The organism is Vibrio cionasavignyae (assembly GCF_050337155.1).
GTDB classification, from domain to species: domain Bacteria; phylum Pseudomonadota; class Gammaproteobacteria; order Enterobacterales; family Vibrionaceae; genus Vibrio; species Vibrio nomapromontoriensis.
In genome coordinates this window covers 113,840-132,858 of sequence record NZ_JAKJSR010000010.1, presented here as the reverse complement: position 1 = coordinate 132,858, position 19,019 = coordinate 113,840, and the positions used below count along the sequence as shown (strand labels likewise).

20 protein-coding genes are annotated in these 19,019 nt (G+C 41.7%); 14 read left to right on the top strand and 6 right to left on the bottom strand.

Going from position 1 to position 19,019, the window contains the following annotated elements:
- Positions 1-5: 5 nt before the first annotated feature.
- Positions 6-839 carry a transglycosylase SLT domain-containing protein gene (locus L4D74_RS03825; protein WP_428750795.1) on the bottom strand — a complete coding sequence of 278 codons (834 nt, stop codon included), beginning with the start codon at positions 837-839 and terminating at the stop codon, positions 6-8.
- A gap of 142 nt (positions 840-981) precedes the next feature.
- Positions 982-1,836 carry a LysR family transcriptional regulator gene (locus L4D74_RS03820; RefSeq protein ID WP_428750794.1) on the bottom strand — a complete coding sequence of 285 codons (855 nt, stop codon included), beginning with the start codon at positions 1,834-1,836 and terminating at the stop codon, positions 982-984.
- Positions 1,837-2,163: 327 nt separating this feature from the next.
- Between L4D74_RS03820 and L4D74_RS03815 the strand changes: the two genes are divergently transcribed.
- From L4D74_RS03815 to L4D74_RS03750, 14 genes are read left to right on the top strand one after another with little or no spacing between them, the layout of a single operon-like run.
- Positions 2,164-2,373: a Flp family type IVb pilin gene (locus tag L4D74_RS03815; protein ID WP_428750793.1), complete on the top strand. Its 210-nt coding sequence runs from the start codon at positions 2,164-2,166 to the stop codon at positions 2,371-2,373.
- 43 nt (positions 2,374-2,416) lie between these two features.
- Positions 2,417-2,851 (top strand): A24 family peptidase, encoded by a 435-nt coding sequence (locus L4D74_RS03810; RefSeq protein ID WP_428751162.1) that lies wholly within the window; start codon positions 2,417-2,419, stop codon positions 2,849-2,851.
- An 11-nt stretch (positions 2,852-2,862) separates the two neighbouring features.
- On the top strand, positions 2,863-3,705 hold the full coding sequence (cpaB, locus tag L4D74_RS03805; protein ID WP_428750792.1) for a Flp pilus assembly protein CpaB: 843 nt from the start codon (positions 2,863-2,865) through the stop codon (positions 3,703-3,705).
- Entirely contained in the window at positions 3,705-5,066 is a 1,362-nt protein-coding gene (locus L4D74_RS03800; RefSeq protein WP_428750791.1) for a type II and III secretion system protein family protein, read from the top strand. The genes cpaB and L4D74_RS03800 overlap by 1 nt, the downstream gene beginning before the upstream one ends.
- A complete protein-coding gene (locus L4D74_RS03795) occupies positions 5,063-5,536 on the top strand; it encodes a hypothetical protein (RefSeq protein WP_428750790.1) in 474 nt (157 codons plus the stop codon). The genes L4D74_RS03800 and L4D74_RS03795 overlap by 4 nt, the downstream gene beginning before the upstream one ends.
- Positions 5,536-6,774, top strand: coding sequence for a CpaE/TadZ family protein (locus tag L4D74_RS03790; protein ID WP_428750789.1), 1,239 nt, complete (start codon positions 5,536-5,538; stop codon positions 6,772-6,774). The genes L4D74_RS03795 and L4D74_RS03790 overlap by 1 nt, the downstream gene beginning before the upstream one ends.
- A complete protein-coding gene (locus L4D74_RS03785) occupies positions 6,771-8,048 on the top strand; it encodes a TadA family conjugal transfer-associated ATPase (RefSeq protein ID WP_428750788.1) in 1,278 nt (425 codons plus the stop codon). The genes L4D74_RS03790 and L4D74_RS03785 overlap by 4 nt, the downstream gene beginning before the upstream one ends.
- Entirely contained in the window at positions 8,048-8,950 is a 903-nt protein-coding gene (locus L4D74_RS03780; protein ID WP_428751161.1) for a type II secretion system F family protein, read from the top strand. Before L4D74_RS03785 ends, L4D74_RS03780 begins: the two co-directional genes overlap by 1 nt.
- Complete coding sequence (locus L4D74_RS03775; RefSeq protein WP_428750787.1) at positions 8,947-9,795, top strand: type II secretion system F family protein; 849 nt, start codon at positions 8,947-8,949, stop codon at positions 9,793-9,795. The genes L4D74_RS03780 and L4D74_RS03775 overlap by 4 nt, the downstream gene beginning before the upstream one ends.
- A 2-nt stretch (positions 9,796-9,797) precedes the next feature.
- A complete protein-coding gene (locus L4D74_RS03770) occupies positions 9,798-10,511 on the top strand; it encodes a tetratricopeptide repeat protein (protein WP_428750786.1) in 714 nt (237 codons plus the stop codon).
- A 5-nt stretch (positions 10,512-10,516) separates the two neighbouring features.
- A complete protein-coding gene (locus L4D74_RS03765) occupies positions 10,517-10,999 on the top strand; it encodes a TadE family protein (RefSeq protein ID WP_428750785.1) in 483 nt (160 codons plus the stop codon).
- A complete protein-coding gene (tadF, locus tag L4D74_RS03760) occupies positions 10,996-11,520 on the top strand; it encodes a tight adherence pilus pseudopilin TadF (RefSeq protein ID WP_428750784.1) in 525 nt (174 codons plus the stop codon). The genes L4D74_RS03765 and tadF overlap by 4 nt, the downstream gene beginning before the upstream one ends.
- A 1-nt stretch (position 11,521) precedes the next feature.
- The gene (locus L4D74_RS03755; RefSeq protein ID WP_428750783.1) at positions 11,522-13,105 is read left to right on the top strand and encodes a TadE/TadG family type IV pilus assembly protein; all 1,584 of its coding nucleotides are present in this window, start codon (positions 11,522-11,524) and stop codon (positions 13,103-13,105) included.
- A 6-nt stretch (positions 13,106-13,111) separates the two neighbouring features.
- Positions 13,112-13,792 (top strand): OmpA family protein, encoded by a 681-nt coding sequence (locus L4D74_RS03750; protein WP_428750782.1) that lies wholly within the window; start codon positions 13,112-13,114, stop codon positions 13,790-13,792.
- 77 nt (positions 13,793-13,869) lie between these two features.
- On the opposite strand, the gene cobA is transcribed toward L4D74_RS03750, so the two are convergent.
- From cobA to nirB, 4 genes are all read right to left on the bottom strand, one after another.
- A complete protein-coding gene (gene cobA, locus L4D74_RS03745) occupies positions 13,870-14,625 on the bottom strand; it encodes a uroporphyrinogen-III C-methyltransferase (protein WP_428750781.1) in 756 nt (251 codons plus the stop codon).
- A 145-nt stretch (positions 14,626-14,770) separates the two neighbouring features.
- Positions 14,771-15,628, bottom strand: coding sequence for a formate/nitrite transporter family protein (locus L4D74_RS03740; RefSeq protein ID WP_428750780.1), 858 nt, complete (start codon positions 15,626-15,628; stop codon positions 14,771-14,773).
- A gap of 115 nt (positions 15,629-15,743) precedes the next feature.
- Positions 15,744-16,067 (bottom strand): nitrite reductase small subunit NirD, encoded by a 324-nt coding sequence (gene nirD, locus L4D74_RS03735; RefSeq protein ID WP_428750779.1) that lies wholly within the window; start codon positions 16,065-16,067, stop codon positions 15,744-15,746.
- Between the two features lie 2 nt (positions 16,068-16,069).
- Positions 16,070-18,628 (bottom strand): nitrite reductase large subunit NirB, encoded by a 2,559-nt coding sequence (nirB, locus tag L4D74_RS03730; protein ID WP_428750778.1) that lies wholly within the window; start codon positions 18,626-18,628, stop codon positions 16,070-16,072.
- Between the last annotated feature and the right edge of the window lie 391 nt (positions 18,629-19,019).

The window sequence follows — 19,019 nt, the reverse complement described above, 5'->3', positions numbered from 1 at the left end:
TCCGCTTAATTAAATTGATGGATGTGGCGATACGTGCTTTTGTGGTTAATTACCTTTTTTACGTAACCTCTTGTTTCGCTAATTGGAAACTCAGTGGTTAAATAGTCAAAGAGTGCTTCTTCACTCATTTTATTCACAGTATGAGAGAATTTTTCTACGGAGTTCGTGCGTTTAAAGTACTTCAGCAAATTCGAGGGCCCGCAATTATACGCTGCTATTGCCAGCCATTCCTTTGAACGAGAGGAGTGAATGTCATTTAGGTAAACCTGCTGGAGGACACTTAAATATGCAGTTCCTATGTTAATATTAACACTAGGCATATAAAGCTGTTCTGTAGTAAAAGTGGCGTTAGCGAAATAGCGTTCAGATATCTCTGCAACCGCACCTGATTTCATTATTTGCATTAAACCAAATGCGGGCGCATCAGACTTAGCTTTTGGATCAAAATAACTCTCAACATGGATAACGGCGAGTATGAGACTGGCATCAATTCCCCAGGACTTTGATGCGCTGTGAATAATTGGCAAATAGGCGTTAACTTTTGAGTGTGGGAGTGTCGATTTGGTTGTCCCTCCAGTTTTTGGGAGTAATGAAGAACCACCTCGTAACTGCTCAATACCACTTCCTTTATATATTCGATGATGCTTGCTGCTCATGGAATCAGTCTGTGGTTTTAGTGCAAGGTGCTTGGTAACGTTGGTGTGTATGCCTGGGAGTGTCTTACTTGAAAGCGACTTACTAACGTCATCAGCTAAACAAAACCCGCTAAAGCCAATGAAGACTATAAGCAAATATTTTTCTGGGGAAGTTGATTTGTGAAGAGTGGTTAACTTGACCATTCCCTATTTTCCTACTCGTGACAACTAATAGTAATGATAGTTGTTGTAGCAGATGTTCATGGTCTTATTTTTGAAAATGATGAGCTGTACATGCCGAGTGGGTTATGAAACCAATCCGCTCTTTTTCATGATGGTTATGGAACTATCGCCCTTTTCTTAATTTGTTATGAATCCACTGGTGTTGTTTAGTAAAGTCTGAATGTAATGGCCAAAATAGTGAAGTATATATTTGCTTACCAAACAAATTCATGTCGTCTGAAAATGTGATCAGTTCGGAGCGTCGTTCATGGTTTTTAATAAGGTGGTGGGGCAAGAATGCGATTCCTTTTTTCGCCAAGCAAAGATCGAGAATCGTTGTTGTATCATCAAGAATCCAAATGTTATGCCGAGAAATGCTAGAGAGGTCGACAAAATCTTCGCAGCCATCAATTAATAATAGTCGCATTGAAGTTAGATCCGATTCCGTCGAAACATCTTGATGAATGACCCAACTGCAGTTCACCATAAAGAGTTCATCAATATTAAAAGACAGCTCTGTTTTATGATAGGGGTTACCGATAGCAATATCGACTTTGTGGTTGTGTACATATTGACCCAGTATATGACTTGGCTTAGTGAAAACAGTGAGTTCGGTCCCAGGGAACGTCTCAGAAAACTCAATAAGTACTTGCTTTACTTCATCATTGAATACAAGTGGGTCAATGCCAATGCGGATTTTCTTTGTATCACTGTTATGAAGCGATTCTGCAATATCCACCAATTCAAAGTATTTAGAAATGATAGGTGCTGATAAGTGATAAATTTTTTGCCCTTTATCCGTAAGAGTTAGCGTGTTCTTGCTCCGATCAATCAAAGGGTAGTCCAGCTCATTTTCTAAATTTTTAATTGCACCAGAGATGGTTGATTGCGACTTTCCGAGCTTTCTTGCGCCATTACTAAATGATCCAAAGCTAACAACGGCGTGAAATGAAACTAGATTGTCAAATGGCAACTTCATAACTTCAACGCCTGTCTTATAAATCAAACATACTAGAAGCGTAACATTCACAGTGGAGAGTGACGGGTACATTTATAAAAGTGTGATGCTGGTCACATAATTTTAAGGCGTTTTTAACCGTTAATGCGCAAAGAAAAATTAGTTTTATTCAGTAACTATTTAAAAAATAAGTGTTTCTATTTTTTTCTAGGTCTTTAGGTTTAAGTGTAATACTGAACTTTTAATCATGCCTATCGGAAAGATCGATACTGTCCACTTTTGAGACAGTGATCTGACACCTACAGTTATCAATGCTAAGTGCAAACAGTTGATAGAAGGAATATTACCATGATGACTGAACTTTATGTAAAAGCGACTAACTTTCTTAATGGGCTTAAAGCAGATGAACGCGGTGTAACGGCCATTGAGTATGGCTTAATTGCAGTAGCGATGGCCGTGTTATTAGCTGCGGTGTTAACGGCAGATGGCGGATTTGTCGCAAACCTAGAAACTGCTTTTGGGACCGTCGCAACTAACATTTCTACAGCGTCTTCTTAGAAAGATAGCTATTTTGTTAGCCAAATTTGAATCTATTGAATTCATGCTAATATTCGTGATGCTCATTACTAGTGCTTTAGTTTGCGCAAGTGATGTAGCGTTGCGAAAAATTAGTAATATATTTGGCGTTATTATTTTTATGTGTTCCATCTTATTGTTGTTGGAGACAAAGCAGGAACTAACCATGCATTTCTTAAGCCTTTGTATTGTGAGTGTTATTGTCCTCACTGCATTTGGGCTTAATATTCTTGGTGGCGGTGACGTTAAACTTATGTTGGCGTTTTCTATAGCCATTCCTATTCACTATCTTGGTGATGCAATATTTAATGTGGCGATTGTCGGTGGGATGTTATCGATATTATACCTAGTTAAATACCGCGTACTTAGATTTGTTCCAGAAGGTGGAGAAGCTGGATTACCTTATGGTATCGCGATAAGTCTTGGCTTCTTTAGCACAATATATAAATTATATATTTGATAGGTGAGAGTATGAGATCTCGAATAATTATGTTCGTAGCTCTCATAGCTATATTAGTTGGTGGCTATGGAATCTATGAGAGCGTGTTAAACAGCAATAAAGGTGCGCCTATTGTTGTTAAAGAGGAATCGCCACGGCTCGAAGAAGATTCTGTCGAATACATAACGGTATGGCGCGCAAACCAGAACATTGACCGTGGAGAGGTTATTACGACGGACGCATTGAAGCGTGAACAAATGCCCCTGACAGTGGCATTAGATGAGGGGTTACGCTCAGATGTAGAGCTGGATTTTAGTCCTTCAACGCTATTTAATCGAAACATTTTGCAAGGTTCCTTAGTTCTTCCTGAATATATTACGCGGGAAAATGATCCCGGTTATATCGATTTACTTGTCTCTGAAGGCATGACTCTTTATCCACTCGTTGTTAGTAATAAAAATCTAATCAGTGACTTTATACGACCTGGTGAGCGTATCGATATTCTTACCGTCAGTTCCCCGAGCTCTAATTTATCTGGAGCGGTAGAAAAACCGATACGATTCAAAGGGGTAACAGCAACATTATTTTTACAAAATATTAAAGTGCTCAATATGGGTGGGGAAGACGAAGAGTCCAAGTTGAAACCAGTAGCGGCAAAAAGTGATGATGGCTTTACTACTATTATTATCGAAATCCCTCCCACAGAAGTTGCAAGGCTAGCACTTGCTCAACGAACGATGCACCTTGAAGTGTATCGAAGTCGAGAATATGAAGAACCGGTGTACGCCGATGTACGGAATGTAATGAGCAATTACATTGGTATAGAAGAAATGCGTGGTTCAAAAAATAAGAACGGACGTGAGGGTGAATTGTAATGGATGACAATTATCAAGTGCATTGGATACGCACACTCACCGCAATATTATTATTTGCCTGTGCAGTTAGTGCTTATGCCGGTCAACAATATATTACGGTCAATGATGCTAAACATATTCAATTAGATGACCGTATAACTAAAGTGTTTATCAGTGACCCAGAGGTAGTCGATTATAACGTTATTAACGAAACTACGATTGTCGTTTTCGCAAAAGCGGTAGGTCAAGCTCGCTTAATGGTGTACGGCGAATCTGAAAAACTACTTATGTCGGACAGAATTATTGCCGACATAGATTTAAGTCAAGTTCGTCGCCAGATCAAGCTGCACTTTTCTGAAGTTGATATAAAAATTGAATCTGTCGGAAACCAAGTTGCGGTAAGCGGCATTGTTCACTCAGAACAACAAAGAGATGACATCTACAGAATGGTGGCAACGTTACTCGGTCGAGAAAAAACCGAAAGATGGGATGAGACTCAAAAGCTAGAGTTTCGAACTGACAATGTTGACCTAGAAGAGCCTGAAAGCATGATCTTTGCAAGAAATATGACGTGGGACGGCATCCTTGAACAGCTAGAAGTAGCGACCGTGCAGCAGGTTAACGTGAAGATATCTGTCGCACAAGTGACAGAACGGTTTGCTGAAACGGTTGGGGTTGATTGGTCATCGCTCGGGGCAAATGTCGGTCAATTTCTATTCCAGCAATTTCAAGCTGCGGATCTTACAACACTCATCACAGCACTCGGTAATGAAAATATCGCCCAAGTATTGGCTGAACCCAATTTGACGGTGATTTCGGGTGAATCTGCAAGTTTTCTAGTTGGTGGTGAAATTCCGGTTGTCGTGTCAACAAATAATAATGTCAATATCACGTTTAAAGAGTTTGGTATCAAACTTGATTTGACCGCGAAAGTTTTATCTGAAGAAAAGATAAGAATGCAGCTTTTCCCTGAGGTGAGTGAGGTAGAACGATACATCCGGGCTGCCGGAATTGAAGTTCCGCAACTTGCGACTCGCCGAGCAATGACCACCATTGAACTTGGAGATGGGGATAGTTTTGTCCTAGGTGGATTGATGAGCAGTACCGATTTTGAGGAGATTCAAAAAACCCCAATTATTGGCGACATTCCGGTTCTCGGCGCCGCTTTTCGAAAATCGTCGACGGATAGAAGACGAACAGAGCTACTAATCGTCGCGACGGTGAATCTGGTTAAGCCGATGAAGAAAAAAGACATCCAATTACCGTATATCAGCAAAACCAATACATTGCGCAGGTGGTTAAACATCTCTGAGCCAGAAGAAACAAATAGCGGAGATAGTCCAACTATTGAATTGTTGTCAAAAGGAGGGTTCATCCAATGAAACTATGGCAAGGAATGCTCATAATATTTTTCCTCTCCGGTTGTAGTGAACGATATTACAACGGTAAGGGTGCTGAACTGTTGGTTTATCCGGAACAGCATGTTTACGAATTTTCCGCTAAAACTCAGCCTCAAGCCCTAGAAAAGTTGTCGCAAATTTTTGAGTCAGTTGATGACATTGATTCAGGAGCCTCTTATACCATTGAGTATAAAGACGCTCGCGCAAAATCGATGCTTGAGGCATCGCTAAAAGATAAGAAGTTATTGCCCTATCGTGCGGAAGTTTTTACGACTAAGCGTAACACCGGCTTAAGCAGTGACGTCAAGGTTACGATTATTTTCCATACCTTAATAATGAAGCCATGCCAACCTTCAAAAATTGAATCAGACGACGTGAGTCGAAATTGTTTTTCTGAGGCAGCTCGAGTACAGCAAGTTGCTCATAAAGAGCGTTTGGTGGAGGGAATCTAATGTTTGATATTAAAAAAAGGCTTCCTGAAACAGAAGCACCGAAGAAAAGCGCATCAAGCACGTCAGGGCCTGCAGGATGTGCGTTAGTTTTTCAGACCGATGAATGTCGAGCTTTAGTTGAGGAGTTATTTGAATTTGAGGGATGGGATGTTCCCAATAGCGTTGATGCACATAAAGTCGATAGCCAGTTTTATGCCAAGCAAGATAGCAACCTGATTATTGTTGAGCTTAACGAATCGGCGAGCGTTATTGAGGATGCAAAAGCGATTGCTGCAACGTTGCCTACCCATAAAGGGGTGGTGATTATTGGCCAGGAAGATGCTATTTCGACATTGCGGTCACTCAAAGAAATGGGTTTTTACTATGTTTTTTGGCCAATTAATAAGTATGAATTTGCTGAATTTGTTATGCATGTTCACAACGACCTCAAATCCTATTCAGGTGTGAGTAAAGAGCGACGGGCGAAGAGGGTCGCTGTAGTGGGTAGTAAAGGGGGGATTGGTACGTCTTTCATTGCAGCAGAATTAAGTGCAAAAATGGCGGGCAGCGGTGTAGATACGATTTTAGTCGACCATCAATACAATGACAGTAATATCGACGTATTGCTTGGCCTTACCGATCATGTACCCAGAACATTAGATGAATTTTCAGTGCCTATGCACGAGTTAGATCTTGATGGTGCTATGAACTATCTGCATCCAGTAGCGAGGGATCTACGCCTATTATCTCTTCAAGGTGAGGCGTCTCAAGCCGACCTACTTAACTACAACCAAGCGTTATGTGATTTGTTAACTCGGAATACCAACTTTATCGTGGAAGACTTTTCAGGAAGTGTCGACTTTCAGGTTGATTGCAAGTTACTTATTGAAAATTACGATGTGGTTACCCTTGTTATCGAACCTTCGGTCGCTGCGGTAAGGAAAGCGAAATCACTAATATCTAATCTTGACTCGATCCGTGACGCGACGCGAAAGCGTACGCGAATTATCATTGCTGTGAACCATCATAGACCCGATAAGAGCTTTGTAATTGAGCGAAATGAATTGGAGAAGTATCTCGGTTCGAGCGTAGATTTAGATTTTGATTATTGCAAAAACTTACCTCACCTCCATGTAGACGGGAAAAGAGCATATAAGCATGATAAGCATATCAATCACTCAATTGAGCAATTGGTGCGTCTTGTTAATGGTCAGCCTGTTAGTAAAAAAGGTCTACTACATAGGTTGGGCATATTATGATTTCAAATAAAGAAATTTATGTAGCCTTTCGCTCTCAGATATTTGAGGCGCTTGACCCTGAAGCAATTCAAACGTTATCTGAGCGGGAAATCGAAAATCAAATCCGAAGTGCGGTGGACGTATTAGCCAATAGTTTTGAAAGACCAATAACCGCTATGATGAAAAGTGGTTTAGTAAAAAGTATGATGGATGAATTGTTTGGTTTAGGACCAATTCAACCACTGGTAGAAGACCAAACGATTACCGACATTATGATTAATGGTCCTTCTGATATTTTTTATGAGCGGGATGGCAAAATCCATCGTTCTGACATTTCATTTGTTGGTGAAGAACAAGTTTTAGCAATAGCAAAACAGATTGCTGCTCGAGTTGGGCGACGCGTTGATGAGCTTTCTCCTACGGTTGATGCCCGTTTAGAAGATGGCAGCCGGGTTAATATTGTCATTCCTCCTATCGCACTCGATGGAACTTCCATTTCAATTCGTAAGTTTCGTGAACAACATATCGGCGTAGAAGATCTCGTAGATTTTGGTTCTATGACATTGGATATGGCGCGAGTCTTGTCTATAGCTTCACGTTGTCGAATGAATGTACTCATTTCAGGAGGCACAGGCTCGGGTAAGACAACACTGTTAAATGCACTTTCTCAATATATCACTGAAGATGAACGGATCGTCACCATTGAGGATGCGGCAGAGCTGCGTTTACAGCAACCAAACCTGGTGCGGTTAGAAACCAGAGCGGCAAGCATTGAACATACCGGTGTCATCACACAAAGGGACTTAGTCATTAATGCACTTAGGATGAGACCTGACCGAATTATCCTAGGGGAGTGTCGTGGTCCCGAAGCATTCGAAATGCTGCAAGCAATGAATACAGGTCATGATGGCTCGATGTCAACATTGCATGCCAACTCTCCGAGAGATGCGATAAGTCGTGTAGAGTCAATGATCATGATGGCTAATTTGAATCAACCTCTTGACGCTATTCGTCGTTCGATAGTCAGCGCTGTTCAGATCATTATTCAAATAAGCCGTTTAAGAGACGGTACTCGGAAGATTACCAGTATTTCTGAAATCGTTGGGTTAGAAGGCGAAAGTGTTGTGATGGAGGAGCTTTATCGATTTGAGTACCAAGAGTCGGGCTACGGTGAAGCAGTAAAAGGAAAGTATGTCACCGAAGGTATTATGCAGCGTTCTGAATTGGTTAAAAAAGCACAATTTTATGGCTTGTATGAAGAGTTAATGAGCTCGTTCCAAGGAGCAAAATTATGATGATTTGGCTGTCGCTTTTCCTATTTGGTGTTGTTGCTATCTTGCTTATTACTGGGAAGAAGCATCATATTGCAGATTATTTCCCTGAAGGTGAAATAGGTGAAGAGTCAGCTTCTGCGATTAATGTCGGTTCGTTGGTTCCCAAAAAGGGGTTGAAACGTGCACGAGAATCTTACCGTTTTTCGGCACAATCGCTAGGACCAAAAGCGAATCTATTTGTGATGCTTTACCTCGCTGCTAGTGCTTTTGTTGCGTGGTACATAGGCTTTCAGTTTTTGAAAAATAATGCACTAGTGGTGTCAATCCTAGTTATGTTGGCTCTCACGTTCATTGGTTATCAATGGTTACTTGGGCGTCGTCGAAAGCAGTTTCAGCAAACCTTTCCGGATGCCCTTAATATCCTGATGAGTGCGGTCTCAGCAGGGGAAAGTTTGATGCAAGCGATTAGCTTTGTTGGACAGAATTTAGATAATGAGGTAGGAAGAGAGTTTAAAAATATGGGGGACCGCTTGAAGCTAGGTGAGTCACCCGAAAAAGTATTGTTAAGAGCCAGTAAACGCTTTCCATATCCTGAGTTTATCTTTTTTACGGTGACTTTAAGGGCAAATATTAGTCGAGGAGGGCAGCTTAGAGGTGTTCTAGCTCGTTTAATCCGAGTGCTAGTCGACGCAAGAACGATGGAAAGTAAAAAAATGGCAATGACGTCAGAGGCGAGAATATCTGCAAAAGTTGTCGCAGCTATCCCGTTAATTTTTGCTTTCATTTTATACCAAGTTAACCCTGCCAATATTGAATTTATCCTCTACGACTCAAAAGGTGTATATATCTTGTATTACGTAGTAGGGAGTGAGTTGCTCGGACTATTCATCGTTTGGTTACTGGTTAAGGCGGTGAAATTATGATGATGTTAATAAGTGTGTTCATAATTTTCGTTGCAGTAGTATTTTTATTTTCTGAAGTTTTTCGTACGCACACTCGTCAGAAGAGACTGTCTGGGCTAATGATGAAAAACCAACCATTAGTACCGGTTAAATCCAATCGAATTATCATTGGTTTTGCTAAAGAGCAAAGAAAAGATTTGGAGCAGAAACTACTCGATGCTGGTTATTACAACAAAAGCCTCGCCAAATATTATTTACCATCGAAAATAGTGGTCGCTGTCGTAGTGAGTGTTGCAATATTTTTTCTTGAAATGACGGTTGTCAATAAGCTTGCGGCTCTGATGGTTTCTATCGTTATGATTATTATTGTACCTGACTTTTTATTAGAAGCTCGGAAGCGTTATATGGTAAAAAAAATATCTCGGAGTTTACCATATTTGCTCGATATGATGTCCGTTTGTGTGCAGACTGGTATGACAATTGAAGCGTCGTTTAGTTATTTACATAAGGAACTATCGGCGTTTGATAAACATTTAAGTTATCAAATTAAAAAAACGTCTGATGCCAGCAAAATACACGGAATAGAGAAAGCGCTTCATGACTTAAACATTCGACTTCCTGCTCCAGAGGTTCAGAGCTTTGTACTTACGATTGTTCAAAACCTTCACTATGGAACGTCTGTGGCTAATATCCTAAGTGATCTAGCAGAAGATATGAGACGGATACAATTACTAAATATCGAGGAAAAAGTAGGGAAACTAGCGGCCAAAATGAGTGTCCCGCTTATTTTGTTAATTATGTTTCCGATTGTCATTTTAATTCTAGCGCCTGGTGTGATGCAGGTCGATTTTAATGTAGGACAGTGAACATGAATGTTAAATGGATTTTGATGCTTATTGCAACGATGTGGTTATCTGGTTGCGCCACTAGCACCGCACCGACTGAGCAAGAGTTGGTGGCGAGTATGCAAAGAGTAGATAATCATGAAGGACTTATTCAGCATTATAAAACGCACCTTCAGAATAACCCAGATGACCTCAAAGTGACACAAGAGTTAGCAGAAGTCTATTTCGGTAAAGGTGATGTAGAGTCTGCAAGATTTTATGCTGATCACCTTTTAGAGCAAGGCGTGAATAATTGGCAGTTGCATCAGTTAAGAGGGCAAATTCATGACAAGAAAGGCGAAAGTGAATTGGCGATTGAGCGCTATATACACTCAACCAGTTTAGGAAATAAAACCAGTGAAATTCATGTTCTATCGGGAATTTCATACAGTAAGTTGGACAACTTTGAATTAGCAAAAAAGGAATTTAATCAGGCGAGATTAAAAGGACATAACGATGTCACAGTGAAGAACAATTTGGCAGTAATTTTTCTTGCACAAGGAAACTATGTGCAAGTGACGGAGTTGTTAGCCCCTGTTTTCAAGGAGAATCCAAATAATGAGGTGGTCAAGGCGAATTTAGCGATAGCTTTTTTCAAACTTGGTCAATTTGGACAAGCAAGAGAACTCTTGGATGGTGACTATACCGAATCGCAAGTGTCGTTAATTTCAAGACAACTCTATGAATTTGATGGTTAGTTGTTATGTGTGCTCAAAAAAAGCGTCAGAAAGGGGTAACAACAGTCGAGTTTGCAATCGGTGCTATGGTGTTGATTCTTACGACGTTGATGATATTCGAGTCGAGTTACCACATTTATGTGAACAATCTTGTCGATTATGCATTACGAGAAACCGTGCGAAATACCCAGTTTTATGCGGGTAGTAGCACTCATGATAACTACAAAACTCGTATTGATGACTTGGTGACTGGAGACGGCCATTTATGGAATTTTATGGCTCCGCATGAAAATTTTACATTAACAGGTAAATACTTCAATTCTTACAGCGACTTTGTGAATAATACTGGGCTATCAGAAGATGATGAAGGGTTTACCGGAGCATATACCTTAGCTGAACTGACGTTGTCATATGAGTACACGCCTATTATTAACATTTTTGGTAACGGACCACAGACTATTTCAAGAACCACCGTGTTAAACCTTGAGCATGAGGGGTGGGAAGAATGAATAACAGTAAACGAAGTCAGAAGGGCGCATTTGCCATTGAGCTGACCATGGTTTTGATCGTGTTTCTCGGAATTTACCTTTTTATGACTGACATCAGTCATAAATTATTGGTTCGTTCTCAACTTGATCGTGTGAGCTTTGCGTTAGTTAATATTTTGAAAGAACGAACAAGGTTTTATGGAGGAGTCGCGACATTAAATGATTCTGACCGAGATGATATGCAGGCGTTGGCGTATAGAATGCTCGGAAAAGAAGAATCAGATTTGGCGATTAAGATAGAAGCCCTTCACAATAAAACGAGCGTTGACGTCTATACAAGTGCACCGTATGAGGCATTAGGTTGTCAAGCTACCGATATATCTGAAAAAGGTGCATTGGCTCCTGTAGAAGAAGGTACGATTTATTCGTTGTATCAAGTGACGTTGTGTGACCAAGCGGATTCTTGGTTTGCAAATTTTTGGGGAAACTCTGGAACACCTACTTTCACGATCACATCTAGTTCAGTAGTGGCGGGGAGGTAATATGAAGTACCGAAATGCGTTAACACGAAATAAGATGAAGGCGCAGCGGGGAATCGCCGCTGTTTGGATGGCTTTTACATTGGTACCTGTTCTGGGAGTGACGTTCTGGGCAGTAGAAGGGACGCGCTACATTCAGGAAACTAACCGATTAAGAGACGCCGCAAAAGCGGCTTCAATAGCTGAAACGATTGAAGATAAGCGTGATACGTATGCTGCTGATGAACAGAGGATCTCAGGTGCCTATATTCATGACTACGTACGTAATATTCAAGTTTCTAATGTCGCCGTAGAGTGGGTTCATCAGCCACAAACAGATACACAAGATGAATACATACAATATTCAGTCAATGCGACGACGACTCACAATTCATGGTTTTCAAGCGATCTTATTCCTTCCTTTGATACAACTGAAGATTTAAACGGTATTGGTGTTGCAAAAAAATACCCAATCATTTTGGGTGATAAAAATATCGACATTGTTTTTGTTTCTGACTTTTCTGGCTCAATGGGTTGGCAGTGGGGAAGCAGTTCATCTTGTACCAGCTCAAACTGTAAAATTACTGACTTAAAAGTGGCAGTGAAGGCGATAGCAGATAAGTTGCTTTGTTCTGATATAACCTCGGATCCTGTAACGGGTGAAGATGCATGCAGTGATGACGACCAAAGTGGGCTATCCAGTAAGTTAGATAATCGTATTGCAGTTGTACCTTTTAATATTCGGACGCGTGAGACGAATGATTCAGGCACTGAATTTGCAGTTAGCCAGCTACGATATAGAGATGATGTTGACACGTCTGATTCTGAACGAAGCTATGAACAGGTGAACTGGAATAAATGGAGAAAATACAGTTCAGAGGAAGTTTATGATTGTTCAGAAGATCAGAGTGAGTGTCCAAATCAGAAGTCAGGTGAGAGAAAGCAAGCGCAACGATTGGTGAGTATCTTTGATATCGATGAGGACGATGATAATCGTTCATATCATGCAGATGTTTATGATTACGTGAACTTTTCACTTACCGTTAGTGAGATGTTTGAGAGTACTTTTCCTGATTTAAAAACTAAATATCGAGTCACGGATAATGAACTTTATCGTGGTTATGGGAGTTCGAGTGTTGGCCAGTTTTTTAGTATCGCTTTGACGAGCGATAGGGATAACATCGACCAAATTGACGATATGTTTGCTAGTGGTAGTACAGCCGCATTCCAAGGAATGTTAAGAGGATTTCAGCATCTTGCTGCTGGTAAGCCTGACACGACAGACGAAGATGAGCTTGCCACTTATGACGAAAAAATCAAAATGGTGATTGTTTTAAGTGATGGTGTGGAAAGCCCCAATAATGGGATATTGAGTGCTCTAGTGACAGAAGGGATGTGTGATAAGGCACGAGAAGAGATACCGGGTTTGTACATCGCGGTTATTGGTATTGATTTTCAGGCATCGGAACAAAGTGGTTTTCAAGACTGCGTGATCGATGTTGATGAAGACATCATTGATGTGACTGATACCGATGATTTTATCGAAGTATTGGAAGAGTTAATTAAAAAAGGATCTCGTGGTACAGGTGTAACGAGACTGTATGGGTGATTAGGAATGTCAAAACTAAATGCATTGATTGCAACCAGCGTATTCGTGTCTTCTTTTGCCTTAGCAGAGGACCCCAGTACTTTCATTAATGAATATTGTGGAACTAAGCACTATGAATATTCCCACAAGATCACAATCGGAGAGATAACGGGGGTTGGCTCTCATCGGCAAGGTTATATACAGGTGACTGAGACAAGTAATGACGATGAACTAAAAATGTTGTTACTAAAACGCTCATCCTTATTGACTGATCCAAGTGACTGCCTTACTTACATCTCAAATCTCGGCATTGCTTCGTTTGGTGAGGCGACGGATAAAGGGTACTTGGTCGCACGGGTACATTTTGCATTTGATAAATATCATCTTACACCGCTAGCTAAAGATGTGTTGTCAGGTGTTGCACGACAACTTGCTGACAATAACTTTCAGGTGACAGTTGAAGGGCACACAGACTGGGTCGGTAGTGAGTCTTACAATCAAGCCTTAGGTCTCAATCGTGCTCAGAGTACCGCAGACGAACTCTATGCGTATGGTATTGAGAAACAAAATACGACATTGAAGTCTTTTGGTGAGTCAGAGCCAATAGCATCCAATAAATCCAAAGATGGGCGATCTCAAAATCGACGCTCAGATGTGTATATTCCGGTGGAAGAGCCTGAGGGGGATGTGTCCAACCCTGCACCATAATCTCCATTAATAATAAAACCAGCGATGAATGCTGGTTTTATTATTAGAAGGGGAGGGTACTACAGTGATATATGAGCTTACTCAAACCATTTTAATTTATTGTGCAATTGCGTCACGCCACCAACGACGATAAGGGCAGGGCTTTGCGCTTCGCTCGCCATTTGTGGCAAGGTGTGGAGTTCACCTTGAAATACGCGCTGCTCCCTGCGTGTTCCATTTTCAATAATGGCGCAAGGCGTATTAGCTTCTAAACCGTGAGAGATAAGCTGTTTGGTAATATGACCACTTTGCTTTAAGCCCATATAGAAGACTAACGTGTTGTTCGATTGAGCTAACGCACTCCATTCAATCTCACGCCCGTCTTTTTGTACATGACCAGTAATAAATTGTACACTTTGTGCATGATCTCGGTGGGTGAGAGGAATACCTGCGTAAGCGGTGGCGCCTGCAGCCGCAGTAATGCCCGGTACCACTTCAAAGTTAACGTCATTTTCTGCCAACGTTTCCAGTTCTTCACCACCGCGGCCAAAGATAAACGAATCCCCACCTTTAAGCCTGACGACTTTTTTCCCTGCTAAGGCATTATCAACTAAAATTTGATTAATTTGTTCTTGAGGAACACAGTGAAAATCGAGTTTTTTCCCCACATAGATAAGTTCAGCATTAGGTTTTGCTAGGGCAAGTATTTCGGTTGAAACAAGCCTATCGTAAACCACAACATCTGCGGCTTGAATGACACGATAGCCTTTTACGGTTAATAAGTCAGGGTCGCCGGGGCCTGCACCAACCAATGAAACAAAGCCGCGCGTTATTGGGTTAGGAGTGGTGGTCATATAATACCTATCCGTCAAATTTGATTATAAAGAGTAACACTCAAAAGACTGAATAGAGTCGCTACTTTTTATCGCCAAATCAAGTTAAGTGCAATCTCACGCTTGCGTGGGACTGCACTTATTATGTTAATTATTACAGTGTCAGCTACTTAGTGCTTAGTGCAGGTTCAGCATTAACAGCAGTCTCTGTCTCTGCATTGATTGCTGGTGCTGTTTTAGCGTGCGTTAAGTATAGAGGAATACACGTCATCACTAAACCACCAACGATGTTACCTAAAATAGTTGGGATTAAGTTGAAATTTAGCCACGTTGCAATACCAAAGTCAGCACCTAAAATCATACCCAGTGGGAATAGGAACATGTTAACAACCGTGTGCTCAAACACTAATGCGAAGAAGATGAAGATAGGGAACCACATCATTGCTACGCGTCCTGATACAGAGCGTGCCGTCATGTTACCGATTACGCCTAGGCAAACCATAAGGTTACAAAAGATGCCACGTACAAAACAGGTAATCCAGCCGTCCATACCCATGTTTTCAAAACCTAAGCTGCGAGCCGTAGAAACAGCGATGAATTTTTTTGCTACTGCGTTAAGTTCAAGAGAGAAGTTGCCTGTCAGCGATACAGCAACAAGGTAAGCGACGATCAAAGAACCGATTAGGTTACCTAAGCCAACAATGCCCCAGCAACGGAAAATACGATTCCAAGTAATACCTGGGCGATTAGCAAATTTAGCTAGTGGCGCTAGACCAAACACACCTGTTACAAGGTCGTAGCCCATTACACTTAAGATAACAAAGCCCACTGGGAAGACGAGTGCGCCAACAACGCCCATGCCTGTTTGAACGATCGTGGTGATTGCGACCACGACGGCAAGAGAGAGAATGATACCGGCCATCGTACTACGGATGAGTAGATCACGAGTGCTGGTGTTTGTTTTTGCTTCGCCAACGTTGATCATGGTTTGCACGAACTGTGCAGGTTTAAAATCATCAGACATAAAATTGTCCCTATAAAAGTTTAAGTTAAAAGTTAAGATTGAATAGTGATAGGGGCTGAAACGTGTTCTTAGTTGCTAGAACGGACAACCCCTATAGGCTATTTAATCTTTGAAATTAGGCTGAGATTTCTACTTTGCCTTTCGTCACTCGTGTCTTGTACGCTTTTACGCTAAAACGTTCGTCTTCCAGACATAGACCTGTGCTTAGATTAAAGCGTTGCTTCTTTAGCGGGCTTGCTACCCAAAGTTCCCCTTGGTGTTCACAAGTCAAACCACGAGAGAGCACGTTTGAGCGAGCAAATGGGTCCATGTTACTAATAGCAAAGACTTCTTCGTTATTTCTTGGACGGAAGATTGCTACTTGTTGTCCATCAATCAATGCACAAACGCCAGTTCCAGGAATGATGTCTTGGATATCGCATACTTTTTGAAATGCCATGATTATTTCTCCAGCTCTACGTGTAGGATGTCGCCCTTAGCATCAGGGTGCTTCTCTGTGTAAGTGGCTGGACGGTGTTGTTCACGCTCTTGTACGAAAACAACATTGTCATCACGTAAATCACTGTTAATGAAGTGAGCAAAACGTTTATGTTGAGATTCGTCTTCAACCGCATTTGTCCATTCACAACTGAAGTTACCGATAAGCTTCGCGACGTCTGCTTCAAGCTGCTCATTAATGCCAAGCTTGTTGTCTACAATCACTTCGCGAAGATAATCAACACCACCTTCCATGTTGTCCATCCATACAGAAGTACGTTGTAATGGCGCAGCGGTACGAATGTAAAACATCATGAAACGGTCGATGTATTGGATCAATGTTGCTTCGTCTAAGTCAGAAGCTAGTAGGTCGGCATGACGAGGTTTCATACCGCCATTACCACACACGTACATGTTCCAACCTGCATCAGTTGCGATGATACCTAAATCTTTACCTTGCGCTTCCGCACACTCACGAGTACAGCCAGAGACACCAAACTTCATCTTATGAGGAGTACGAATGCCTTTGTAGCGATTCTCGATACGAGAGCCAAGACCGACAGAGTCCTGCACACCATAACGACACCATGTTGAACCAACGCAAGTTTTCGCCATACGCAGTGCTTTTGCGTACGCTTGTCCTGTTTCGTAACCCGCAGCAATTAATTTTTTCCAAATGGTTGGAAGATCATCTTTTTGCGCGCCAAATAGGCCAATACGCTGTGCACCTGTCACTTTGGTATATAGGTTGTATTCAGCCGCTACTTCCGCCAGTACCTTAAGGGCCTGTGGTGTGACTTCGCCGCCAGCCATACGAGGAATGACTGAGTAGGTTCCGTCTTTTTGGATGTTGCCGAGGAAGTTATCGTTAGTGTCATGAAGCTTAACCAGCTCAGGCTTGAGAATATGCTCGCCCCAGCAAGACGCTAGAATAGAACCCGCTAGTGGCTTACATACTTCACAGCCGTAGCCTTTGCCGTGCTTTTCTAGCAGCTCTTCGAACGTTTTGATTTCTTCAATACGAATCAGGTGGAACAGTTCTTGGCGAGAGTAAGCAAAGTGCTCACAAACGTCATTTTTAACTTCAATACCTGATTTGGCTAACTCAGCATTGAGTACTGAAGTCACAAGTGGAATACAACCGCCACAACCAGTACCTGCACCCGTGACTGCTTTGATATCACCAATGGTGTGGTGACCATCAGCAACAGCTTGAGCTATTTTGCCTTTTGTTACGTCGAAACAAGAACAAATAACCGCTGTTTCAGGCAGTGAATCTGCGCCTAATGATGGTTTTTCTGCACCCGCGTGAGCAGGAAGAATTAGGGTGTCTGGGTGTTCTGGAAGCTCGATGTTGTTGAGTTTCAGTTGTAATAAGTCACCATAATCCGACGTGTCACCGACCATTACTGCGCCAAGTAATTGCTTACCGTCTTCAGATACAATGATGCGTTTATATACTTCTTGTTCTTCGTTTTGGTAAACGTAACTTTTACAGCCTGGAGTACGACCGTTTGCATCGCCAATCGATCCAACTTTTACGCCAAGAAGTTTTAACTTCGCGCTCATGTCTGCACCTTCGAACTGGCTGTCGTTGCCAACAAGGTGATCGACAGCCACGGTTGCCATCTTATAACCTGGAGCAACGAGGCCGTAGAATGTACGGTTCCAAGAAGCACATTCACCAATCGCGTAGACGTCGGCGTCGGTAGTTTGACAGTGGTTATTGATTTCAATGCCGCCACGCGGTGCAATGCCAAGTCCCATCTGACGAGCAAGTTTGTCTTGTGGACGAATACCTGCCGAGAATACGATGAAATCAACTTCTAGGTCTGTGCCGTCAGCAAATACCATAGTGTTACGCGCAGTCTCACCTTCAGGCTTGATCTCTAGCGTATTTTTACTGGTATGGACTTGAACGCCCATGCGTTCAATTTTGTTACGAAGTTGCATACCACCTTGAAGGTCAAGTTGCTCTGCCATTAGTACTGGCGCAAACTCGATAACGTGTGTGGTGACTCCTAGTGCTTTCAATGCACCAGCAGCTTCTAAGCCAAGTAAACCGCCACCGATAACAACGCCGCTTTTACTTTTCTTGGCAGTCGCTTCAATCGATTTAAGATCCTCGATAGTACGGTAGACAAAGCAGTCTTTACTTTCATTGCCTTTGATTGGCGGGACAAACGGGTAAGAACCGGTTGCTAGGATGAGCTTGTCGTACTTGATTTCACGACCAGTACTGGAGTAAACGATTTTATTCTCACGGTTAATGTTTATCGCGCGTTCGCCGATTAACACATTAACACCGTGTTTTTCATAAAAGCCTTCTTTAACTAAAGAAAGTTCGTCAGCCGTATGGTGAGAGAAATAAGAGGAGAGGTGGACACGGTCATAGGCGACGCGCGGTTCTTCGCAAAAAACGGTAATGTCTAAGTTGGACACATCGGTCTTGTCGACTAAGTCTTCAAGATACCGATGACCGACCATGCCGTTACCGATCACGACAAGCTTCATCTTGCTCATATTAATACCTAAGGGTTATTCTTCAAGTCTACGCGCATTGTTAATTGTGAAAGAAAATTAATATATGATGTAAATCAATTACAGAAATAAACTACTCTAAAGGGGTAGATGATTTGAGTAACTAATCGCCAAATTGATGGAAGATGGGGGTTATATGCGGTTGTTTCGAATGACAAACGGTTAAATTCGACCGTTTGTTAATAATGCTCATATTCTGAGACGTTACTATTAGTGATATTTTTACTCATATTGTAATTTACTTACATAAACCCTTTTGTTTGTGTGGTTTATAAGGAAAAGCCATAACTATATGGGATTTTATTCTATAAACCTTAGCTCACATTATCCTAGCTTATTGGTAATAACATTATAAATAAAGTCAGTTGGTAGA

Excerpts from the sequence above, each read along its gene's own strand:
- L4D74_RS03825 (WP_428750795.1), bottom strand. The coding sequence starts at position 839 with ATGGTCAAGTTAACCACTCTTCACAAATCAACTTCCCCAGAAAAATAT.
- L4D74_RS03820 (WP_428750794.1), bottom strand. The coding sequence starts at position 1,836 with ATGAAGTTGCCATTTGACAATCTAGTTTCATTTCACGCCGTTGTTAGC.
- L4D74_RS03815 (WP_428750793.1), top strand. The coding sequence starts at position 2,164 with ATGATGACTGAACTTTATGTAAAAGCGACTAACTTTCTTAATGGGCTT.
- L4D74_RS03810 (WP_428751162.1), top strand. The coding sequence starts at position 2,417 with ATGCTAATATTCGTGATGCTCATTACTAGTGCTTTAGTTTGCGCAAGT.
- cpaB (WP_428750792.1), top strand. The coding sequence starts at position 2,863 with ATGAGATCTCGAATAATTATGTTCGTAGCTCTCATAGCTATATTAGTT.
- L4D74_RS03800 (WP_428750791.1), top strand. The coding sequence starts at position 3,705 with ATGGATGACAATTATCAAGTGCATTGGATACGCACACTCACCGCAATA.
- L4D74_RS03795 (WP_428750790.1), top strand. The coding sequence starts at position 5,063 with ATGAAACTATGGCAAGGAATGCTCATAATATTTTTCCTCTCCGGTTGT.
- L4D74_RS03790 (WP_428750789.1), top strand. The coding sequence starts at position 5,536 with ATGTTTGATATTAAAAAAAGGCTTCCTGAAACAGAAGCACCGAAGAAA.
- L4D74_RS03785 (WP_428750788.1), top strand. The coding sequence starts at position 6,771 with ATGATTTCAAATAAAGAAATTTATGTAGCCTTTCGCTCTCAGATATTT.
- L4D74_RS03780 (WP_428751161.1), top strand. The coding sequence starts at position 8,048 with ATGATTTGGCTGTCGCTTTTCCTATTTGGTGTTGTTGCTATCTTGCTT.
- L4D74_RS03775 (WP_428750787.1), top strand. The coding sequence starts at position 8,947 with ATGATGATGTTAATAAGTGTGTTCATAATTTTCGTTGCAGTAGTATTT.
- L4D74_RS03770 (WP_428750786.1), top strand. The coding sequence starts at position 9,798 with ATGAATGTTAAATGGATTTTGATGCTTATTGCAACGATGTGGTTATCT.
- L4D74_RS03765 (WP_428750785.1), top strand. The coding sequence starts at position 10,517 with ATGTGTGCTCAAAAAAAGCGTCAGAAAGGGGTAACAACAGTCGAGTTT.
- tadF (WP_428750784.1), top strand. The coding sequence starts at position 10,996 with ATGAATAACAGTAAACGAAGTCAGAAGGGCGCATTTGCCATTGAGCTG.
- L4D74_RS03755 (WP_428750783.1), top strand. The coding sequence starts at position 11,522 with ATGAAGTACCGAAATGCGTTAACACGAAATAAGATGAAGGCGCAGCGG.
- L4D74_RS03750 (WP_428750782.1), top strand. The coding sequence starts at position 13,112 with ATGTCAAAACTAAATGCATTGATTGCAACCAGCGTATTCGTGTCTTCT.
- cobA (WP_428750781.1), bottom strand. The coding sequence starts at position 14,625 with ATGACCACCACTCCTAACCCAATAACGCGCGGCTTTGTTTCATTGGTT.
- L4D74_RS03740 (WP_428750780.1), bottom strand. The coding sequence starts at position 15,628 with ATGTCTGATGATTTTAAACCTGCACAGTTCGTGCAAACCATGATCAAC.
- nirD (WP_428750779.1), bottom strand. The coding sequence starts at position 16,067 with ATGGCATTTCAAAAAGTATGCGATATCCAAGACATCATTCCTGGAACT.
- nirB (WP_428750778.1), bottom strand. The coding sequence starts at position 18,628 with ATGAGCAAGATGAAGCTTGTCGTGATCGGTAACGGCATGGTCGGTCAT.